This is a genomic window from Pontibacterium sp., assembly GCF_041587635.1.
Taxonomy (GTDB): domain Bacteria; phylum Pseudomonadota; class Gammaproteobacteria; order Pseudomonadales; family Balneatricaceae; genus Pontibacterium.
The window spans coordinates 1-2721 of sequence record NZ_JBFGYC010000545.1; the positions used below are offsets into that span (position 1 = coordinate 1).

Below are 2721 nucleotides of genomic sequence, written 5' to 3' on the forward strand. Positions count from 1 at the left end.
CGCCCATCAAGCCGCTGGATATTGCGTTTTTCACCCGTCAGATGGCGACCATGATGAAAGCGGGGGTGCCGCTGCTGCAAGGCTTGGAGATCGTCTCCAACGGTACCGAAAAGAACAAACTCAAGGATATGATTAAAAGTATCCGTAATGATGTTAACGGCGGTGTCGATTTTTCCGCTGCCTTGTCCAAATTCCCACAATACTTTGACGATCTGTTCTGCAATCTGGTATCCGCAGGTGAACAATCGGGTGCTCTGGAACAGATGCTGGATCGTTTGGCCACCTACAAAGAGAAAGTAGAAAGCCTTAAAGCCAAGATCAAAAAAGCGCTGACCTACCCGACGGCGGTCGTTGTTGTTGGTATTATTGTATCGGCTATTTTGCTGGTTAAAGTCGTACCGATGTTTGAATCGCTGTTTAAAGGCTTTGGTGCCGACCTGCCTGCATTCACTAAGTTTGTCGTATCCTTGTCGGATGTGGCACAGGAGTGGTGGCATTTGGCCTTTCTGATAGTGGGTGTTGGTGCCTACCTGTTCAAAAAGGCTAAAACCCGATCCCAAAAGTTCGCCGATGCGGTTGATCGCGCTATGCTCAAAATTCCAGTAATTGGACAAATTTTACATAATGCAGCCATCGCCCGCTTTTCCCGTACGCTCGCGACGACCTTTGCCGCCGGTGTGCCTTTGGTTAATGCCCTGGAATCTGCTGCGGGTGCCGCAGGCAATGTGGTGTACCGCAACGCCATCTTGCAGATACGGAATGGTGTATCGACTGGTCAGTCATTACAAAACGCCATCAATATGACCGGTGTATTTCCCAATATGGCGGTACAGATGATCTCTATTGGCGAGGAAGCAGGGTCGTTAGATCTGATGCTCACTAAGGTAGCTGATTATTATGAAGAAGCCGTGGATAACGCCGTAGACAATCTATCCAGCTTACTGGAACCGATGATTATGGTGATTTTGGGCGTCCTGGTCGGCGGCTTGGTTATTGCGATGTATCTGCCTATCTTCCAGATGGGCGCGGCCATATAAATAAGTCGCCTGATCCACTTAAGGAACTCAACCTTGATACTACTTGAAACACTGAATGCCCATCCGTTCGCCGCCATGGGTGTGGCGTTTATGTTTGCCCTAATGATTGGCAGCTTTCTGAACGTGGTGATCTACCGCGTACCCAAGATGATGGAACTGGAGTGGCAGGCACAGTTTGACGAGATGCAGGGCAAGGAAGCGTCTCAAGAACGCTTTAACCTGTCGGTTCCCGCGTCCAGCTGCCCTAAATGTGGCCATAAAATTCGCTGGTTTGAGAATATCCCGGTGATCAGTTACCTGATGCAAAAAGGACAGTGTAACGGGTGTCATACCCCGATCTCGGCACGCTACCCCAGCGTTGAGTTGTTCACCGCGCTGATCAGCATGTACGTCGTATCAATCTATGGGCTCAATGAGATCAGTCTGGCGGTGATGCTGTTTAGCTGGATCCTGATCTGCCTGACATTGATCGATTACGATACCCAGCTCCTGCCCGATAGCATGACGCTGCCGCTGCTCTGGCTAGGCTTGTTGGTCAATAGCTTTGGTATGTTCACCAGTCTGCACATGGCTGTAGCGGGTGCAATGCTGGGGTATCTCTCACTGTGGTCGATCTATTGGCTGTTTAAATTGCTGACCGGTAAGGAAGGCATGGGTTACGGCGATTTCAAATTGCTGGCCGCACTCGGCGCCTGGGCCGGTGCGGATCAATTGCCTGTGATCATTCTTTTCTCTTCACTGGTTGGGGCAATTTTTGGGATAATGCTCATTGTCCTGAAACGCCACGAGCGCCAGAACCCGATCCCTTTTGGTCCCTATCTGGCGGTCGCAGGCTGGATCAGCTTGATCTGGGGGCAGGAGATCACCCACAAATACCTACAACTGATCGGTGTGTAAACCATGTTTGTAGTTGGACTGACCGGCGGCATTGGCTGCGGTAAAAGCGCCGTCTCTGAGCGCCTTGCGGAAAAGAATATCCCCATTATCGATGCAGATGTTGTCGCCCGTGAGGTTGTGGCTCCGGGAGAGCCAGCACTGGATGCGATCGGTAAACGTTTTGGCGAAGCGGTACTGCTGGAAGATGGCTGCCTCAACCGCCCTAAACTGCGTGAAATCGTTTTTGCCGATGAAAAGCAGCGTGTTTGGCTGGAACAGCTACTGCACCCGATCATTCGTGACCGCATTCTGGAAAAGCTGGAAAATCTGGAAAGCTTATATGCTGTGCTGGCTTCCCCTCTATTGCTGGAAACCGATCAGCACTTGCTGGTGAATCATGTGGTTGTGGTGGATGCGCCGGAGGAACGCCAGATTGAGCGTACTGCTGCGCGTGACAACACCTCAGAAGATCAGGTGCGTGCGATTATTGCCGCACAGATGCCGCGTGAAGAACGCCTGAAACGCGCGGATACTGTTTTCGATAATAGCGGTGACCAAAGCAAGCTGGATGCGAATGTCGCCAGCCTGCATCAGGCACTGGTCGCGCTCGCCAATTCAGAAATAGAGTAACGATATGAGTAAGAAGTTAATCGACTGTCCACACTGTGGCGAGAAAGCAGAATGGAGCGAACACAATGCGTTTCGCCCCTTCTGCAGTGAACGCTGCCGGCTGATCGATCTTGGCGCATGGGCCAATGAAGAGTATCAAATTGCTGCAAATAGCAGTCAGGATGAGAACGACTACAGC

General features: G+C 51.2%; 4 protein-coding genes. All 4 read left to right on the forward strand.

Annotated features, from left to right (window positions below):
- Window positions 1–1037, forward strand: a 1037-nt coding sequence (locus ABYW01_RS18770; RefSeq protein ID WP_372835811.1) for a type II secretion system F family protein, incomplete at its 5' end; no start/stop codon positions are given.
- A gap of 33 nt (window positions 1038–1070) precedes the next feature.
- A complete protein-coding gene (locus tag ABYW01_RS18775; protein WP_372835812.1) occupies window positions 1071–1934 on the forward strand; it encodes an A24 family peptidase in 864 nt (287 codons plus the stop codon).
- A gap of 3 nt (window positions 1935–1937) precedes the next feature.
- On the forward strand, window positions 1938–2543 hold the full coding sequence (coaE, locus tag ABYW01_RS18780; protein ID WP_372835814.1) for a dephospho-CoA kinase: 606 nt from the start codon (window positions 1938–1940) through the stop codon (window positions 2541–2543).
- Between the two features lie 4 nt (window positions 2544–2547).
- On the forward strand, window positions 2548–2721 hold a 174-nt coding region (gene yacG, locus ABYW01_RS18785; protein ID WP_372835816.1), incomplete at its 3' end, for a DNA gyrase inhibitor YacG.

Bases quoted from the DNA above. Each gene is read 5' to 3' on its own strand.
- coaE (WP_372835814.1), top strand. From the start codon at position 1,938: ATGTTTGTAGTTGGACTGACCGGCGGCATTGGCTGCGGTAAAAGCGCC.